This is a genomic window from Chitinophagales bacterium (assembly GCA_016787225.1).
Lineage (GTDB): Bacteria > Bacteroidota > Bacteroidia > Chitinophagales > JADJOU01 > CHPMRC01.
This window is the reverse complement of record JAEUUY010000023.1, coordinates 53,068-70,832: the sequence shown is the minus strand read 5'-3', so window position 1 is coordinate 70,832 and position 17,765 is coordinate 53,068. Positions and strand designations below refer to the sequence as shown.

Annotated in this window: 13 protein-coding genes; 10 read left to right on the top strand and 3 right to left on the bottom strand. The window is 34.1% G+C overall.

All coding sequences use genetic code 11. The annotated features are described in order from the left end of the window. Positions 1–727 precede the first annotated feature (727 nt). From surE to JNL75_09115, 10 genes are all read left to right on the top strand, one after another. Positions 728–1,525, top strand: coding sequence for a 5'/3'-nucleotidase SurE (surE, locus tag JNL75_09160; GenBank protein ID MBL7789979.1), 798 nt, complete (start codon positions 728–730; stop codon positions 1,523–1,525). 68 nt (positions 1,526–1,593) lie between these two features. Beyond that, a complete protein-coding gene (locus tag JNL75_09155; protein ID MBL7789978.1) occupies positions 1,594–1,890 on the top strand; it encodes a hypothetical protein in 297 nt (98 codons plus the stop codon). Continuing rightward, on the top strand, positions 1,887–2,711 hold the full coding sequence (locus tag JNL75_09150) for a DUF2797 domain-containing protein (protein ID MBL7789977.1): 825 nt from the start codon (positions 1,887–1,889) through the stop codon (positions 2,709–2,711). Before JNL75_09155 ends, JNL75_09150 begins: the two co-directional genes overlap by 4 nt. 64 nt (positions 2,712–2,775) lie before the next feature. Beyond that, positions 2,776–5,229, top strand: a complete 2,454-nt coding sequence (gene priA, locus JNL75_09145; protein ID MBL7789976.1) for a primosomal protein N' — start codon at positions 2,776–2,778, stop codon at positions 5,227–5,229. 74 nt (positions 5,230–5,303) lie between these two features. Further along, a complete protein-coding gene (locus JNL75_09140; GenBank protein MBL7789975.1) occupies positions 5,304–5,642 on the top strand; it encodes a septum formation initiator family protein in 339 nt (112 codons plus the stop codon). A 182-nt stretch (positions 5,643–5,824) separates the two neighbouring features. Next, on the top strand, positions 5,825–7,303 hold the full coding sequence (locus JNL75_09135) for a carboxypeptidase M32 (protein MBL7789974.1): 1,479 nt from the start codon (positions 5,825–5,827) through the stop codon (positions 7,301–7,303). 197 nt (positions 7,304–7,500) lie between these two features. Next, complete coding sequence (locus tag JNL75_09130; GenBank protein MBL7789973.1) at positions 7,501–9,873, top strand: T9SS type A sorting domain-containing protein; 2,373 nt, start codon at positions 7,501–7,503, stop codon at positions 9,871–9,873. A gap of 151 nt (positions 9,874–10,024) precedes the next feature. Continuing rightward, positions 10,025–12,583, top strand: a complete 2,559-nt coding sequence (locus JNL75_09125) for an ATP-dependent Clp protease ATP-binding subunit (protein MBL7789972.1) — start codon at positions 10,025–10,027, stop codon at positions 12,581–12,583. A 26-nt stretch (positions 12,584–12,609) separates the two neighbouring features. Further along, entirely contained in the window at positions 12,610–12,897 is a 288-nt protein-coding gene (locus JNL75_09120; GenBank protein MBL7789971.1) for a hypothetical protein, read from the top strand. 155 nt (positions 12,898–13,052) lie between these two features. Continuing rightward, a complete protein-coding gene (locus JNL75_09115; GenBank protein ID MBL7789970.1) occupies positions 13,053–15,095 on the top strand; it encodes an OmpA family protein in 2,043 nt (680 codons plus the stop codon). On the opposite strand, the gene JNL75_09110 is transcribed toward JNL75_09115, so the two are convergent. The 3 genes from JNL75_09110 to JNL75_09100 form a co-directional block, all read right to left on the bottom strand. Then, complete coding sequence (locus JNL75_09110) at positions 15,090–15,818, bottom strand: CDP-alcohol phosphatidyltransferase family protein (protein MBL7789969.1); 729 nt, start codon at positions 15,816–15,818, stop codon at positions 15,090–15,092. The two genes, JNL75_09115 and JNL75_09110, sit on opposite strands and share 6 nt — an antisense overlap. A 78-nt stretch (positions 15,819–15,896) precedes the next feature. Beyond that, entirely contained in the window at positions 15,897–16,820 is a 924-nt protein-coding gene (locus tag JNL75_09105) for an SPFH domain-containing protein (GenBank protein ID MBL7789968.1), read from the bottom strand. A gap of 53 nt (positions 16,821–16,873) precedes the next feature. Next, positions 16,874–17,764 carry a 3-hydroxybutyryl-CoA dehydrogenase gene (locus JNL75_09100; protein ID MBL7789967.1) on the bottom strand — a complete coding sequence of 297 codons (891 nt, stop codon included), beginning with the start codon at positions 17,762–17,764 and terminating at the stop codon, positions 16,874–16,876. Position 17,765 lies beyond the last annotated feature (1 nt).

The window sequence follows — 17,765 nt, the reverse complement described above, 5'->3', positions numbered from 1 at the left end:
CATAGAATTAGAATTTGATGACTAAGATAGATAATTCGCTGAATATTTAGAGTTTTTTTCGCTAAAATCTACTTTAATCATGCTAGACAACCTAACTTTGGTTTGCTTTTAAACTCTATCTATTCCTACTTACTACACTGATGTTCGACTCATAGGTAGTTTGAAAAACAAAAAAATGTAGAGATTATTAAGGAATTAAAAGCTTGAGTGCAGAATGTAAGCATTAAAATTCCACCATTTTTCATCTAGCTATTTAATCATAAATAGTTCATAAAATGATAATATAATGCAGATATACATTGAAAAATGCGATTTTAAGTTATACCAATAGCGGTTTTAAAATGGTCCAACCCATTTTAAAACCTTGCTATGGTAAATCCCGTAGCTGTATTTGTTTAGTGCAATGAGCCATGCGACATTGGACTAATACTAATACGCTTACGGTATTAGAGTGTTTAAATGCACCATAGTTAGTATGTGCCAGTATAAATGCTCTGGCTGAGAGAGAAAAAATACTTTAAACCCGAATTAATCATTAGAAGCCACAACGTGGCGAACTATATGATTTAGTTGTCCCGAGGGTTCTTCGGACGATTTAGATTTTGTTTCAATCCCTTACGTACGGGATTGAAATACAATTTCTTAATCGATTCTTCATTTTCTAATGCGGAATTTGGGATAAAACAATTAACAGCTAAGTATGCTATTTCTATTTATTTTTACAATTATGATTCATAAAATAATTTCTGATCCGAATAGACCTTTAATACTAATCACCAATGATGATAGTATTTATTCAAAAGGTATACGAAGTCTAATAGATGCAGTGAAAGACCTTGGCCAAGTTGTGGTGGTGGCTCCTAGTCTGCCGCAGAGTGGTATGGGACATGCTGTGACGCTCAAAGAACCTATACGCCTCACACCTATTCAGCGATTTGATGGTATTTTGGGTAGTTTTGCCTGCAGCGGTACACCGGTAGATTCTGTAAAAATTGCTCGTGATGTTATTTTAGATCGCAAACCTGATATTTGTCTTTCTGGTATCAATCATGGTTCTAATTCTTCTATCAATATTATTTATTCAGGAACCATGAGTGCAGCAGTAGAGGCGGCTATTGAGGAGATTCCTTCTATAGGTTTTTCCTTATGTGATCATGATTTAGATGCTGATTTTGAAGTAGCGAAGTCTGTAGCTCGCAAATTGACTATACAAATGCTAGAACATCCAATGACGAAGCCTAGTCTGCTGAATGTAAACATACCCAAAGTAAAAGCTGAAAACTTAAAGGGTTATCGGGTGTGCAGACAAGCGCAGGCAAAATGGGTAGAGGAGTTTGAAGAACGCAAAGATCCACGAGGTGGACACTATTATTGGCTTACGGGTAGGTTTGTTAACTTTGATGAAGGCCATGATACGGATGAATGGGCACTAGCTAATGATTATGTTTCCATAGTTCCTATCCAGTTTGATCTCACCAACTATCACAATATTAATTATATACACAATAACTGGGAGTTAAATTAAAAATGAATAGCTACCAATGAACAACTAAATAAACTATACAAACCATACAAACAAATATATTTTTAAAAATGAATTATAAACGAATTATTGGGTATGAAAAACTAGATAACATGATTACTGGCTTTATTCTAGGCTGCCTGGCTATCGGGCTTGCTTATAATCTACAAATTGCTTACTATAATATAGAAGCACTTGGAAATTATGGTGAAGGAATAAAGGATGATATCCTAAAACTATCATTGCTTGGAGGATTATTTACCTTCCTTGTCTTGAATTATTTTGATAAGGTTTATGCCATGAAAGGAGTTTTGTTATCCGTCATTCTCGTGGGTATTTATTTCGTGTATAGATACTTCTCCAATTGAGTTTAGCTATTTCCCTATTTCTGGAAAAAATGCCTGCGAAACTGGAAAACGACCAGGTGATATATTATTTAGATCATACAGAGGCTGATTTCAATTGTTTGAACTATCATATAGGCAAAAAAATATCAATTGAATTTACAGGGCACCTAGAATGTATTGATTGTCGCAAATTGGTTAAAAAGTTTTACGCGCCTGGTTTGTGTTATGTCTGTATGATGAGTTCTGCTCTAAATTCACCTTGTATTATTAATCCAGAATTATGCGAGGCTCATTTGGGAAAAGGCAAGGTTCCAGAATGGGAAGAAAAACACCACAATAAGCCACACATCGTATATCTGGCTAACTCCGGAGGCCTGAAAGTAGGGGTCACACGTGTAGATCAAATTCCTAGTCGCTGGATAGATCAAGGTGCCGACGAAGCAGTTATACTCGCGTTAACGCCTTACCGACAATTAGCAGGTCATATAGAAGTAACCTTAAAAAATGTACTCAGTGATAAAACGAATTGGAGGGCTATGTTGAAAAATATTAAAGACACTTCTATAGATTTATTAGCTGAAAAAAGGAAATATAGTCAATGGTTGGTACAAAGTCAAGAAGAATTTGAACACTTCCTATCTGAGGATGATACCATATATCAATTGAATTATCCAACTACTGTCTTAACATCATCCATTCAATCTATCAAACTAGATAAACAATCAAAAATAGATGGCATTTTGACAGGTATTAAAGGTCAGTACATGATATTCGACGAGAAAACCGTTCTAAATATTCGCAGTCATGCAGGGTATGAAGTACAATTAATAACGAATAATTAATGTTAGGTCAAAATGAATGTCTATTGCATACTAACTTTTACTATTAAATAATGAGCTTTCAACTGTGTTTGCAAACGTCATTTTACCCCTAAAACTTGCTTCCTATTATACCTATATGGTTCCTAAGGAACTTCTAGATGAGGTTCAGGTGGGAAAGCGTGTCTTAGTTTCTTTTGGTCGTAGTAAATATTATGCTGGAATCATAGCGAGGTTACACCACGATAAACCTAATATAGAAACAGTAAAATTGATTGAACAAGTCCTCGATGATAAGCCAATTATTTACGAAAAAAATCTACAATTCTGGAAATGGTTAGCTGATTATTATATGTGCACCATTGGCGAGGTTATGGATACAGCCCTACCTAATTATTTCAAACTGTCGAGTGAGCGCTTTTTTAAAATCCATGATGAAGCTATAGAGAATCCATCGACCTTGACTATGCTTAATCATGACGGCGATGAGGAAATTTTATTGGAATCCATTAGAAGTATGGGACAGATTTCATTTAAAGAAATCAAAGAAAATTTTGGCAATAAAAAAGGATTGATTAGTCTCAATAAATTGATAGACTGCGGGCTTGTGGAACCAGTAGATATCGTTAAGGATAAGTATAAAGCTCGGTATGAAAAATTCATTCGACTGCATTATGATTATACCGATACTTTTAAAATCAACGAAGCATTTAATTTATTACAATCCAAAAGTCCTCAACAATACAAAATTCTACTGACATATTTCTCCTTAACTAGAAATCATGATGGAGTCTTAAAGTCAGAATTATTGCATAAAGCTGATGCGAGTGCTACCATTCTGAAATCCATTATTGACAAAGGTATCTTGGTTGAGTATCTACAGCAAGTAGATCGCTTTTCTATCCAAAAAAATAAGGAGATTCAAAAGGCAGAGCTAAGTATAGCGCAGCAGGAAACCTATGCATCCATAACGAAACAATTTACCGAAAAAAGCGTTGTAGTATTGCGGGGTATCACAGGCAGCGGTAAAACAGAAGTCTACATTAAATTAATTCAAGACTATCTCGTTGACAATAAAACATGCCTTCTTATTTTACCTGAAATAGCGCTTACACAACAAATTGTGAGCAGATTAAATCGCTATTTTGGCTCTAGTTTTTTAATTTATCATTCCTTGATAAGTCAAAATAAACGCTATGAGATATGGAAAAAGGTAGAAACAGGGGAGATAAAGTTTATCGTCGGTACACGCTCTACTTTATTCTTACCATATCAAAAGCTTGATTTAGTCATTATTGACGAAGAACATGATGGCTCTTTGAAACAATCAGATACCCAACCTAAATTTCATTGTAGAGATGCTATGATTCACTATTCACAGTTTCTAGGCACTAAAATTTTGTTAGGATCTGCGACCCCAAGCGTGGAGACCTATTTTAATGTTCATCGCGGCAAATATGGTTTCGTGGAGTTATTGAGTCGATTCGGAGAGGCCAAGGTGCCTGAAGTTGAATTAATCAATCTAAGAGACCCTCTGGTAGTTCAAGGTATGAAAAGCTTTTATTCCGAAAGGCTGTTGACAGAGGTTTCAAAAACCATAAGCCAAGGACAACAAGCTATACTTTTTCAAAATAGACGAGGCTATTCACCTTATATTCAATGCAATACCTGTGGATATGTCCAAAAATGCGACCATTGTGACGTGAGGCTCACCTACCACTCCTATTACAAACTCCTCGTTTGCCATTATTGCAATAAAAAGTATAGTGTAAAGCCAACCTGTTTAGAATGTGGTAGTTCAGAATTGAAAACTAAAGGGTTGGGAACTCAAAAGGTAGAAGAGGAAATTCATCTATTTCTTCCTAATATAAGACTAGGTAGACTAGATTTGGATACAGCTAGCAGTGTTTCTAAAATCGACCTTATCTTAAATCAATTTAAAAATAAAGAGTTCGATGTACTTATCGGCACGCAAATGGTTTCGAAGGGCTTGGATTTTGATAATTTAACTTTAGTAGGAGTTGTGCAGGCAGATATTTTCTTCTCATTTATCGAGTATAAAACAGATGAGCGTGCATTTCAAACCCTTCACCAGGTAACAGGCAGAGTTGGACGCGGTCAACTTCCTGGTAAAGTGCTTATCCAAACAAGTGATCCAGAAAATAAAGTCATTCAATATGTACTGAATCATGATTGGAAAGGTTTCGTAGAACAAGAATTGAAGTTAAGAGAGAAATTTATATATCCACCATATTGTAAATTGATTAAAATTTCAATAAAGCATCTTAAAGAAGACTTAGTTAAAATATATGCAGATAAACTATATAATAAATTATCTGCTACTATTAAAGGAATAGTATTGGGACCTAATCTTCCTCCAATTTCAAAAATTAGGAATCAGTTTATTCGGGAAATATTGGTAAAACTGCCACGTAATAAAGACCTTGCCGCAGAAAAGCAAAAAATACAAGATGTAATTGCCTTTGAACTCATGACTCTAAACAATAAAAACTTTAGTATAGATATTTCTGTGGATGTCTAATGGAATATTAATTTATACATAGTATTGTGGATAGAATTTATAATCTTAAAATTTCAGGTAGTTAAATTTGCATTATGACAGTTTTGGAATCCAAGCTGATAAAAGCTTATAATAATTTATCAAATCTTATAAAGAAGTATTTCCGCAATAAATATTGGACAGCATTAATTCTCTTTATTGTCTGGATTTCTTTTTTTGACAATAATAGTCTCATTCGACAGGCACAGAGAAAGTATCAGATTGTCAAACTGAATAAAGAAATTGCTTACTATAAGAAAGAATTAGTGCAAACAAAAATAGAAGAAAAAGCACTGAAACATAGCGATGAATATTTTGAAAAATTTGTCCGTGAAACCTACCTTCTCAAAAAGCCAAACGAAGTTATTTATATTTTTTCAGAAGATAAAAACTGAAGAATGTAGCTTGTCCTCCCTTCTCTTTATGGTATAAATATATCATATTTCCAAAATCAGAATCTACAAGGAAAACAACTAAAAAATAATTTGTATCTATACTAACTACTTATTAATTAACATTACATCCTTTGTAAATGTTACTATTTAAATCACATATGTAAATTTAAAAAACTTCTCTAATGTCTTACGAACTTCTAAAGAAAAAAATGTATGAAATAAAACAGTTAGAATCCATAGGAGCACTGCTTAGCTGGGATATGGAAGTCATGATGCCTCATGGTTCCGACAGGGGTTTCCGTGCAGATCAATCCTCCTTAATAAATGGACTTACGCATGAACGATTGACGGATCCTAATTTAGAAAAGCTGGTAGATTCTTTGCTAGAAGATCAAAAACTCCTAGATCAAGACAGGAAAGAAGTCTCTATAATAAAAAAAGATATTCAGAAATCGAAGAAACTCAATACAGAATTTGTGGAGCGTATGAGCAAACTAACGAGTGAAGCCTATTCAGTATGGGAAAAGGCAAAATTGAATTCAGATTTTAAACTTTTCTTACCATCGCTTGCATCCATTGTAGATATGTTAAAGGAGAAATGTGATTTACTAGGTTATGAAGATCACCCATATAATGCCTTAATGGATAATTTTGAAGAAGGAATGACGGTAGCTAAGCTAGATCCATTATTTGAAGAAGTTAAAATTCGGCTTGGTAGTTTAATAAACAAAGTGCTATCAAAACAAGGATCAAAGACCGGTTTTCTATCTCAGAAATTTGAATTAGCAAAGCAACAATTATTAGTAAAGGATATATTGGAATTCCTGCAAGTCAATAAAGACCTTTTTCGCATGGATATTTCTTCTCATCCTTTTTGTACGAATTTCCATAGTTCAGATATTCGAATGACCACAAGATACAATGAGAATGATTTGATGTCTTCGATATGGTCGGCTATTCATGAAAGCGGTCATGGTCTTTATGAAATGGGATTAAATCGAGGTATAATCGGATTGCCTTCTTCAAATTCCGTTTCTTTGGGCATTCATGAGAGTCAATCACGTTTTTGGGAGAATAATATTGGACGAAGTAAGGTATTTATTGAGGCTATTTTCCCATTGATTCAAGATATATTTCCACAACAAATGGCAGGATTGTCGCCTCATGATTTGTTCTTAGAAATCAATTTTATAGAGCCTAGTTTGATACGTACAGAATCAGATGAGTTGACTTATCATTATCATATTATGATACGCTATGAAATTGAAAAGAAATTGATTAGTGGTGAACTGAAAGTGAGCGAGGTGAGGGATTATTGGAATGCCATGTATAAGGAATATTTAAAATTAGATGTGCCAGACGATGCCAATGGTTGTTTACAAGATGTTCATTGGAGTTTTGGAGGTATGGGTTATTTTCCAACCTACTCTTTAGGCTCATTTTTCGCCGCGCAATGGTATTTGGAAATGAATAAAAATAATCAGTTGATTGAGCAAATCAAGCAAAATAAGTTTAAAGAAATTAATAATTGGCACAGCGAAAATATTCATAAATATGGTTCTCTCTTTACTTCAGAGGAATTATGCATCAAAGCAACAGGCAAGCCACTTGATTTCGGATACTTTGAGAGCTATATTATGGAAAAACATAATTTAAAATAAAGGAACTCAATAACTATTAACAATATAAGAATAATTTCAATTAATAATTCTTTGTTGAATACTATCCTGTTGGTGTTTTGATCCTTAAACTTGATTTAATTTTAGTGTTTTATTATATAAAATACTCTTAACATATCGTGAATTTTGATATTGATTTTCTATGTTTTTATACGTATATTTGTATAAATTCAAAAGATATGAAAGGAACAATATTGTTTGTTGCAGCTATTTTGTTGGTATTTGAAAAGAATCTGCATGGGCAGGAATTGTTTCGAATGAATAATGTTCCAGTTTATCATGGTTCAAAACAAATATTAAATCCATTTACAGGTGGCATGAATAGTTGCATAATAAATCAAATGGATTTGAATAAAGATGGTATCAAGGACCTAGTGGTGGTGCATCAGGTAGGTGTAAGTGCGGGTAGAATTCAGCCTTTTATACAAAAACCGAATGGAAGTTATGTTTATGCACCTCGTTATGAAGCATTTTTCCCTAAAGAAGGCTCCTATGTATTTTTATTACATGACCTCGATGAAGACTCTACAGAAGACCTTATAATTCAAACACAAAGCTATTTTTTTATTCACTATTGTAAACGAACCAATGATTCTACATTTCAATTTGACTTTTATGATTCAATAGAATATACGAGTTATGATCCGCTGTATGGAAGAACGCAGTTAATAGCCCTTAATAAATATTTACCCATGTTTGAAGATTTAGATGGGGATGGTGATGTAGATTTTGTATATGTTTCTCGATCATTTAATCACCTAAGATATTATAAAAACTATAAAAAAGAAATGACATTACCTTCGAAGGAAAACTTCTGGAAGGGAGACAATAAATTTTATGGACAAGCATGTTTTGCAGATTTCAATCCACTTAAATTCAAGTCGGGCTGCCATCCCAATATGGAAAAATTCTTACCTCCTCCAAAAAAAGACCCAATATTAACACCTCGACATGACGAGTTTCAAATGATATGGAACATTGATATTGATGGCAATAAACTTTATGATGCCTTTGCTTATAGTGAAAATCAAAAGAACTCTCCATTAGGTCTGAATATTGGTACCAAAGATTCAGCCTATTTGAAACAAGGAGATGATTTTCGTTTCCCAAGCTATTCTTCTAGGCCCATAGATCTCATGATGCCTATTGGTTTTTGGTACGATGTCAATAATGATAAAGCAAAAGACATCTTGGTTTCTTTTCTCATAGAGCGAGATTTTTCAGGAGTTCAGTTATCTCAGAAACTTTTTAATGATGACGTAAAAACCATTCATCAATATAGAAACCTAGGGAAACGAAAGAAGTTAGATCTTACGACAAACACCTATCACGATAGCTTCGCATTTATAAATGACGATTTCTTAGCAGACGAAACCATTGATGTAGGAACTGGTTCTGCACCTGTTTTTTATAATTATGATAAAGATAGTTTGATTGATCTTTTGATACCTAATATTATGAAACGCGATTCTTGGGAGATCGGATATATTACTTATTACAGAAACATAGGTAATAAGAAACAGCCTCTTTATAAATTAGAATCCAATGATTTGTTTAGCTATAAATCAAAAAACAGGGCGAATATTAAAATTGCGGTTGGGGATTTAAATGGTGATAAGATCGATGATATTTTAATCACATCCTTCGATAGAAATCTCAGTGGACCATTTGCCAGTAATGGAAGCTTACCCATTATAGGAGAAATGTATTTCCATAAAGGTGGATCTGGAGGATTTCTGTATACCACTCAGAATCTATCCTTGGAGTATGAGGATAAATATGGTCGTTCGAATATCTGTTTTCATGATGTAGATAAAGATGGGAAAGTTGATATGTTTATGGGAGATCTCTTTCATTTGAAATATTACAAAAATATTAGCAAAGATTCTATAGTCAAGTTTTCAAAGCCGAGTTGTGATTCTGTGATTAATCCCGAAAACTTATTAGATCCTATAAATCTGCCATTTCAATTCATATACCACCCAGCTGTTTGGACTGATCCTAATGATAGTAAAGATTACCTCATTTTTGCCTATAATTTATACGGAGGCAAAGTGGGAAAAGCGCTTATAGACACTCAAAAATTAAATAATAATCGCTCGCTAATATTGAAAAACGAACACAAAAGTCTCTATCCCAATTTTTCAATCAATCATAGCCCAACTATAGCTATTAAAGACGTGACTGATGATGGGAAAGCAGAAATAATTTTTGGTAACTATGCTGGAGGAGTTCAAATGTTTTCTATTGATAGCCTTACTGGAGTCAAAGATCCACCGCCACCGCCGGTTTCTATTTCCTCTGTAAAGCATCCTCTTGATTTTACTATATATCCAAATCCAAGTTCTGATAAGATTTATTTTAGTGGATTAGATGCTTCGAAGAGATATAGCCTCTATGTTTACACTATAGAAGGTAAATTGATACAGCAGCATGATAATAGTTTGAATCTAGAGTTTATAGATATTTCTACCCTAAATCATGGGATTTATTGGTTAAATATAGTGAATGAAGAATTAGGTAATAAAACCATAAAAATTCAAAAGCATTAGTGAATTATTTCGATTCATTGACATTTTGTCTTGGTCTTATCTAGGTATTGAAGTAATTTTTATACATTTTAAGAAGAATTGTGAATTTACGTCTTAATGTTTTTTCTGGTCTGACTTTTGATTATTACATTTGTAGCATAATAACAATAGAATAATGGAAGCTAGTTTTAGTGACAAGGTCAAAGAAATACTGCGATTTAGCAGAGATGAAGCGATTCGTCTGCAACATGATAGTATTGGAGCAGAACATATTGTTCTTAGCCTCATTCGGGAGAAAGAAGATTTTGTGTGTCAAACGTTGATAAACCTGAATGTAGACCTAGCTTCTTTTAAAAAGCAGCTTGAAAAAGCGGTGTCATCAAATACAGGTTCAATTCTTACAAAAAATAGCGATATTCCCCTTACTAAACAAACCAATAATATACTCAAGGTAGCGATTCTAGAAGCAAAGAAATATAAGAGTCCATTAATTCATACCGAACATGTGATGTTGGCTATATTGCGCTCTAGGGATAATATCGTCAGCCAAGTTTTCAGGGATTATGATATCGATGATAAAATTTTTCGTGATCATTATGAAACTACTTTAAATTTTGCACCAAAAGCAATGTATGAGAATGATGATGAGGATGGCTTTGAAGACAATTTAAATCCAAAAAAAGTATCTAGTTCGAGAACTCGTTCGAACTCTAAGTCTAAAACCCCTGTTTTAGATAGTTTTTCACGCGATGTTACTAAGTTAGCAGAAGAGGACGCCCTTGATCCTATCGTAGGAAGGGATGAAGAAATTGAGCGTGTATCTCAAATATTAAGTAGAAGAAAGAAGAATAATCCTATCCTAATAGGCGAACCTGGAGTAGGAAAGACTGCTATTGTAGAAGGTTTAGCCTTGCGAATTGTTCAGAAAAAAGTATCCCGTATTTTGTTTGACAAAAGAGTCGTTATGCTGGATATGGCAGCAATTGTAGCTGGAACTAAGTATCGTGGACAATTCGAAGAACGGATAAAAGCCATAATGGCAGAGTTGGAGAAAAACAAAGATGTCATATTGTTTATTGATGAGTTGCACACAATTGTAGGAGCAGGCGGCTCCTCGGGCTCTCTCGATGCTTCTAACCTTTTTAAACCAGCACTGGCTAGAGGTGAATTGCAAGTCATAGGAGCATCTACTTTGGATGAATATCGAATGTATATTGAAAAAGATGGTGCTTTAGCACGCAGATTTCAAAAGGTACAAATAGACCCACCTTCTGTAGAACAAACCATAACAATTATTAGAAACTTAAAATCAAAGTACGAAGATTATCATAATGTTCTTTTTGATGACAAGGCTATAGAAGCTGCTGTCAAAATGAGTCAACGCTACATTACGGATAGGTTTTTGCCTGACAAGGCTATCGATGTCATAGATGAAGTAGGTGCTAGAGTTCATATAAAAAATATAAAAGTCCCCGATAATGTGATTCAATTTGAAGAAAAATTGGAAGAATGCAAGGTTAAAAAAGAAAATGCAATTCGAGTACAAGATTTTCAGAAGGCTGCTGAATATAGGGATAAGGAGAATGAATTGAAAGCAGAGTATGAAAATTTGAAATTGAAATGGGAAAACGATGTCAAAGGCTCTAAATTTCCTATTACCGAGGATCATATAGCGGAAGTGATAGCTATGATGACTGGCATACCAGTATCAAAGGTTGCATTTGATGAATCAGCCAAGCTGAAAAGTATGCAGATTGAACTCCGAAAATCTGTTATAGGTCAAGATGCTGCTATAGAAAAAATAACTAAGGCTATTCAGCGCAATAGAATCGGATTAAAAAATCCAAACAAACCTATAGGAACTTTCGTTTTTCTGGGTCCTACAGGAGTCGGTAAAACAGAATTGGCTAAATCTATAGCTAAGACTTTGTTTGAATCCGAAGAATCACTTATTCGCATAGATATGAGTGAGTATATGGAGAAATTTACGTTATCTCGATTGGTAGGAGCGCCTCCGGGTTATGTGGGTTATGAAGAGGGAGGTCAATTGACGGAAAAGGTAAGACGTAAACCTTATTCTGTAGTATTATTAGATGAAATAGAGAAGGCACATCCTGATATTTTTAATCTTCTATTGCAGGTTTTTGATGACGGTCAATTGACGGATGGACTTGGTCGCAAAGTGGATTTTAAAAATACACTCATTATTATGACATCTAACGTGGGAGTTCGTGATTTAAAAGATTTTGGTCAAGGTGTAGGTTTTGCGACACAAGCAAAGCAGGATAATAAGGATGAATATGTCAAAACAGTTTTAGATAAGGCATTGAAAAAAACATTCGCTCCCGAATTTCTAAATAGACTCGATGATGTGGTACTTTTCAATTCTCTAGAACCTCAGCATATACGTCAAATAGTAGGTATACTGCTTTCAAGTCTAAAAAAACGTATGCTTGAACTAGGATATCCATTTGAGGTTTCTGAAAAAGCTATTGACTTTATTTGCGAGAAAGGATATGATGTGCAGTTTGGGGCTAGACCTCTGCAGCGATCTATTCAAAAACATATTGAAGATGTCTTGGCAGAAGAAATACTTAATGGGGAAATCTTAGCCAATGAAATTTTCATTGTTGATTATAAGGAAGAAGAGTCCAAAACTTATGCAACACGCAAAGTGAGCTCTTCAGAAAAAATATCTAACAAGGTTAAAGTAGAAACAACTACTATATAGTTCATTACCAATTAAATCAAATAAACATGGGATTATTAGATTCAGTAAAAAACTTATTTTCATCAGCCTCACATAAAATAGAAGAAACAGCTGAAAAAGCAAAAACTGTTGTAGAAAACTCATCAGGATCTATAGATGATATAAAAAATGCAGTCACCAATGCGGCTAATGAAATTGCGGAAAGTGGCAAGGAGTTTATCGATAAGTCAGCAGAAACTCTTTCACATGCTAAAGATATAGTTGTGGAGAAAGGTGGAGAAATAATAGAAATTGCCAAGGATACGTTATCAGATGATGATAAGTCTGAAACTTAGGCTAAATAAATTGTTTGTTAGGTATATTTAATATTAGCCACCAATTTTTTTGGTGGCTTTTTTTGCATACTAAAATAAATATGTTCTCGTTATCTAAATAAATCCGTAAAATTTATGTAAGAAAGAATTCTACCTCACCCAAAATTTTTATAATTATGAGTAGAATTATTTTTAAAGGATTGTGCATTCTATCCATCACGACTCTATTTAGCCAAACTCAAAGTTATAAAAACCTAGTACTTCTTTTTGCAAAAGATATAGACACATTAAATGAAAAGGAAAAACTCAAACTAGGTCAATTCATAAAAAGTAATAAGGAACAATATATCGTTTCCATAAATATGTCTGGTCACACAGACGGAGATGGTAGTTCGGCTTACAATATTGCTCTTTCCAATAGGCGCACAATACATATAAAGAAACTACTTCAAGAATATTCTGTGGTTTCAGATATTTTTTCATCTAGCTATTTCGGAGAAAATAAACTCTTAAACAGAGAGCGAAATGAGATTGAAAAGTCTCAGAATCGCAGAGTAGAATTGAATTTTCAATTCATTCATGCAAGAAATATCCAAGATATAGTGAATGTCATTCAACCAGATTTCAATCAAATTTTTCAATTCTCTCCGGAGAAAATAAAACTAGAAGTGAAGGGTAAAAAAGGAACGAAACTAGAAATACTTCGTCAAGATTTAGTATATGAAGATGGAAGTCCTCTAGGCGAGAACGATGAAATTAAAGTGAAATTAAATGAAATTCAATCTTTTATGGATCAGCTGCAAGCCAATATATCTACCGAAACACACGATGGGAAAATCTTAGAAAGCGGCGGCATGTTCAATGTATCCTTAACATCGAATGAAAAAGAGCTAAAATTAGCCCCGGGCAAGGAATATAAGGCTAGTTTGCCGAATAAATTTAAAACAGATAATATGTTTGTTTTTAAAGGAAAAAAATCTGAATACGATGTTATTAAATGGGAAAAGGAAGAAAGGAGATTTGACAATGTAAGCGTTATAACAAAAGAATCTCCTAAAGTAAAATTAAATACTATTTCTATAGATAGTTGGTACTCGCGACCTAAATTGAGCCATTTTTTAATAGAACGAGATTATAACATTAAAATTCCTGAAACACCTATTGTAGCTAAATATCCTTGTGAGCCAAAAAAGCCACATATTAATGAACCACGATATAGTCCAAATTTGTTTCAAAAAATTATATTCAACACCTCGAGGGAAGATAGTATTCGAGAGAGAAAGTATAGCCCTGCTTATAATGATTATTTAAAAAAACTGGCTAGGTTCGAGAAGCGATATGATAAAAAAAAGCCTTTGGTAGAAAGATATAATGAGGCTACAAGAGAATATAATCAAGCTGTACGTAAATTTAATGATGATTTAGACTCATTATACAAGGATATAATTAATTACAAACTCGCTTGGTTGGAAAGAGAATATATCAGACAGTTAAGTGAAAATAAGGATAGAGCAAAAGCATTAGCTTCGAAGGATAGTTTTTTTCAACATAATTTTGATGATTTAATAGCCTCCAAGAGCGCAGTAATTAAGTTTAAACCTAATGACTATTATAAATCATTAGTCAAACTACTAAATAATAGCTTGAAAGAATTCTATGAAGTTCGTAATCCAAAAGCAATTAGAGTAAGGCAATTTAAGGGTTGTAGCGAGGATATTGCTGAAACTAACCGCAGATTTTATAGTGTTTTGAATGCACTAAAAGATAAATCAATTGATTCTGCTATAGTCTATTTGGATCGAGTTTCAGGTGATTATGTCAAAAAAGATGTTATAGCATCTAGGAACGTTAGAGTCTTACGAGAGGATTTTTTTAGGGCGAATTTGTCTTCTTTTACATGGTTTAACTGTGATAGGTATTACAATGTGCAACAAAATAAGTTAGCAGAATACAAAGTGATAAATGCTCCACTAAATGAAGATAGCGCACCATTGTTTTATGCAATAATTCCTAAAATAAATTCTAGTGTTTATATGCACAATTCATATGTTAAACTTCCAGATAATCTTAGCGGATTAATTGTATCCTATTTTATGGATGCTGAAAAAAGAATCAATTATGCTGAGGCTCCATTCTCTCCAGAAAAAGAAAGGAATCTACAATTAAGTTATAAAATTCTTACGAAATCAGAATTAGAAGATAGATTAAAAAAACTATAACTTCACCACCTTCCATCTCAAAACCAGAAGTGATAGTAATACATATGATAATATCGCTATAGAAATACCCAGATATTTAAATATAAGTATTCCCGTAACACCAATAATGCCCACTAGGATAAAAGGCAAGTTTCCTCGAAACTGTTTCTTTATTGATTTATTCGAAAACATGGGAGTATTGCTGATTAATAAATAGTTTATCAATACAACAATGCCAATAAGTAGAAATATATTTTTATCAAATAAATTAATGAGATTAAAATCATTGCTGAGCCAGGAAAGGTAAATTCCGAGTATCATGAGGGTATTCGATGGTGTATTGAGGCCATAGAAATACTCCGAATCACGAGTTTCCAGATTAAACTTAGCTAGTCGGAAAGCTGAATATATAGGAATCGTTAGTGGTAAAATGAATAACAATATTCCACTTAGGTCAAATTGAAATTGCAATTCAGGATTAAACATTCTCAAGAGCATAAAGCCTGGCACTAATCCGAAACTAATAACATCTGCCAAGGAATCCAATTCCTTACCAATATTTGATTGAATATTCATTTTACGCGCTACAAAGCCATCTAGAAAGTCGCAGATGAGACTAAAAATTATACAATAAGGTACGAGGTTGTCATATCTAGTTACCAATGCAAAAACACAACTAGCACCAGAAATCAAATTAGCTGCCGTAAACAAATTGGGTAAACTATGTAAATCTCTTTTTCGCAAACTTCGAGTTTATAGTTGTAAGTTCAGAGTCAAATTAATCAGGTAGTTTGAGCTAAAATTTTCTAATGAAACATTAGCTTATTTAACCTCCTTCAATAATTGCATGCCCTGCATTTGTTTCAAGGTTTTTTCAAATCCTTCCGTAGAGCCATCCAAGAATAGAACATTTCCTTTGCCTTGCTCTGCGAAATGTTTGATAGATTCCGTCCAGATAGAAAACATAACCAAAGAAGCGTCCAAATTAGCATCTTGCATTTCTTTCGCTGCTTGCGCCATACCCTTTGCTACCTCTTCTCTGAACAGCGCTAGACCTTGACCTCGCAGTTGTGCTGCTTCTTTTTCTGCTTGAGCCTGGATTTTTATGGCATTTCCATCAGCTTCTGCTGCCTTGGTTTTGGTTATCAATAGTGCTTGACCTTCATTTTCAGCTGCTGCCTTTAAATTATTAGAAGCCACAACCTGTGCCATCGAACGCATAATAGCCTCATCGAAGGTAATATCATTAAGTTGTAAATCTAGTAGGTGAAAACCCCACTCAGCCAGCGTAGAATCCAAATGGTCTTTTACTTCATGTGTTATTTCTTTGCGCAAGCCTAGAACCTCACTTTGCTTTTTGGTAGCTACAAACGCCCTTATAGAACCCTCTATACTTCTCACAAGCGCTTGCATAAAGTTTCGGTCATCTACGAATTTGAATGCAACATTTTTAATCGTATCATCAGCCGCATCAATTACAGAATACAGAAGCATAGCTTTGAAATTGACATTCGCTTGATCTATCGTTATGGCTGTAAATTCTAACTCTGCTGATCTATTCTGTATAGATATTCTTTTGAATATTTGCTCTATCAAAGGAATTTTGAAATTTAATCCAGGTTGTAGTACACGACGGTACTTGCCAAACATAGTAATCACCGCAACCGTGCCTTGCTGCACCGTTACCAGACCACTGAATAGGATAATCAATCCAAATACTAATAAAGGAATCCATGAATACATCATAATAGTTGTAGTTTAAAGTTTAATAATTGAATACAAGATAATGCTTTTTTCATTTATGAATTAAACATTTTACTCACCACAAGCTCTTTACTTTCTTTATTTGAATAGTCGTAGAAGCCTTCACCTGATTTCTTTCCAAGATACCCCGCTGTAACCATATTGACGAGTAATGGACAAGGTGCATATTTGGGATTGCCGAAACCTTCATGCATGACACGAAGTATAGCTAGACACACATCAAGACCTATAAAATCAGCTAATTGTAGAGGTCCCATAGGATGAGCCATTCCTAGTTTCATCACAGTATCAATCTCAGCCACACCAGCTACACCTTCGAAGAGGGTACATATCGATTCATTGATCATAGGCATCAAAATTCTATTGGCTACAAATCCTGGATAATCATTGACCTCAACTGGAATTTTTCCAAGTTGTATAGATAAATCCATAATCGTTTTAGTTACTTCTTTATCGGTAGCATAGCCATTTATAATCTCCACTAGCTTCATGATAGGCACTGGATTCATAAAGTGCATACCTATTACTTTGTTTGGTCTTTTAGTAGCAGCAGCTATTTTGGTGATAGAAATCGATGAAGTATTGCTCGCTAAAATAGCATTAGCTGGAGCATGTTCATCTATTTGAGAGAATATTTTGAGCTTTAAATCTTGATTCTCGGTGGCTGCTTCCACAATAATTTCAGCCGACTGGACTCCTCTTGGTATATCGGTAAGTGTCGTTAAATTACCGAGAGTTGAATTTTTGGTCGCTTCATCTATGGTTCCTTTGGATACTTGTCTGTCTAGATTGGCAGCAATAGTCGACAGTGCCTTGTCGAGTGCAGGTTGAGATACATCAATGAGATTAACTTTATGCCCTGATTGTGCAAAGACGTGAGCTATCCCATTGCCCATGGTGCCAGCTCCTATTACGGATACATTCATT

Bases quoted from the DNA above. Each gene is read 5' to 3' on its own strand.
- JNL75_09105 (MBL7789968.1), bottom strand. From the start codon at position 16,820: ATGATGTATTCATGGATTCCTTTATTAGTATTTGGATTGATTATCCTA.
- JNL75_09155 (MBL7789978.1), top strand. From the start codon at position 1,594: ATGAATTATAAACGAATTATTGGGTATGAAAAACTAGATAACATGATT.
- JNL75_09115 (MBL7789970.1), top strand. From the start codon at position 13,053: ATGAGTAGAATTATTTTTAAAGGATTGTGCATTCTATCCATCACGACT.
- JNL75_09120 (MBL7789971.1), top strand. From the start codon at position 12,610: ATGGGATTATTAGATTCAGTAAAAAACTTATTTTCATCAGCCTCACAT.
- JNL75_09140 (MBL7789975.1), top strand. From the start codon at position 5,304: ATGACAGTTTTGGAATCCAAGCTGATAAAAGCTTATAATAATTTATCA.
- JNL75_09130 (MBL7789973.1), top strand. From the start codon at position 7,501: ATGAAAGGAACAATATTGTTTGTTGCAGCTATTTTGTTGGTATTTGAA.
- JNL75_09100 (MBL7789967.1), bottom strand. From the start codon at position 17,764: ATGAATGTATCCGTAATAGGAGCTGGCACCATGGGCAATGGGATAGCT.
- JNL75_09135 (MBL7789974.1), top strand. From the start codon at position 5,825: ATGTCTTACGAACTTCTAAAGAAAAAAATGTATGAAATAAAACAGTTA.
- surE (MBL7789979.1), top strand. From the start codon at position 728: ATGATTCATAAAATAATTTCTGATCCGAATAGACCTTTAATACTAATC.